Raw genomic sequence first — 1,049 nt, forward strand, 5'->3', positions numbered from 1 at the left:
CAGAGACGATGAGGTAGATAGGTCACGGGTGGAAGCATGGCGACATGCGGAGCTGAGTGATACTAATCGGTCGAGGCCTTGTTCTAGCAGATGATTGTTGATGACTTCAGTTTTGAGGGCGCGAGCCTTTCAAAAAAAGTGCTTGACGTTATGGAAACATAATGTTAAGATAATAGATGTCTGGTGGCGATAGCCAAGTGGTCACACCCGTTCCCATGCCGAACACGGAAGTTAAGCACTTGAACGCCGAAAGTAGTTGGGGGCTTCCCCCTGTGAGGATAGGACGCTGCCAGGCGTACATATGGAGGATTAGCTCAGCTGGGAGAGCATCTGCCTTACAAGCAGAGGGTCGGCGGTTCGATCCCGTCATCCTCCACCATTTTTATTTACACTTGCCGGTGTAGCTCAGCTGGTAGAGCAACTGACTTGTAATCAGTAGGTCGCGGGTTCGACTCCTGTTGCCGGCACCATTTTCATTTAAATATCACCGAAGATTCTGAATTAGAATTTAGGTTCTACCTTTAAAACCCTGCCGGGGTGGCGGAACTGGTAGACGCACAGGACTTAAAATCCTGCGGGGGTTTCCCCGTGCCGGTTCGATTCCGGCCCTCGGTACCATTTTTAATTTTAATAACTGTTTGATCCATTATACCCCGCACCCTTAGCTCAGCTGGATAGAGTACTTGACTACGAATCAAGGGGTCGGGAGTTCGAATCTCTCAGGGTGCACTTTTTCGGGAAGTAGCTCAGCTTGGTAGAGCACTTGGTTTGGGACCAAGGGGTCGCAGGTTCGAATCCTGTCTTCCCGACCATCTTCAATTTAATCCCTTTAATGGGGCCTTAGCTCAGCTGGGAGAGCGCCTGCCTTGCACGCAGGAGGTCAGCGGTTCGATCCCGCTAGGCTCCACCAAATTTTATCTTTGACGAACTTTGAAAACTGAACGATGAGGCAAAAAACGTATCTTCGGATACAAACAATGAATGAAGCGCAAGCTTCGTCAACGTGACTTTTAGTCACAAAAACGAGCAAGTCAAACACTTTATGGAGA

General features: G+C 49.1%; 6 tRNA genes and 2 rRNA genes. All 8 read left to right on the forward strand.

From position 1 onward, the window contains the following. Positions 1-86 (forward strand): 23S ribosomal RNA (locus KNP88_RS15540); the annotation flags it as partial. Positions 87-179: 93 nt separating this feature from the next. Then, positions 180-295, forward strand: a 5S ribosomal RNA gene (gene rrf / locus KNP88_RS15545). A gap of 8 nt (positions 296-303) precedes the next feature. Then, positions 304-379: transfer RNA gene (locus KNP88_RS15550), tRNA-Val, on the forward strand. A gap of 15 nt (positions 380-394) precedes the next feature. Next, positions 395-470, forward strand: a tRNA-Thr gene (locus tag KNP88_RS15555). Positions 471-531: 61 nt separating this feature from the next. Then, a tRNA-Leu gene (locus KNP88_RS15560) sits at positions 532-618 on the forward strand. Between the two features lie 37 nt (positions 619-655). Further along, positions 656-729 (forward strand) — tRNA-Arg (locus tag KNP88_RS15565). Positions 730-735: 6 nt separating this feature from the next. Beyond that, positions 736-812, forward strand: a tRNA-Pro gene (locus tag KNP88_RS15570). 22 nt (positions 813-834) lie between these two features. Further along, positions 835-910 (forward strand) — tRNA-Ala (locus KNP88_RS15575). Positions 911-1,049 lie beyond the last annotated feature (139 nt).

The organism is Exiguobacterium sp. H66 (assembly GCF_018618705.1).
Lineage (GTDB): Bacteria > Bacillota > Bacilli > Exiguobacteriales > Exiguobacteriaceae > Exiguobacterium_A > Exiguobacterium_A oxidotolerans.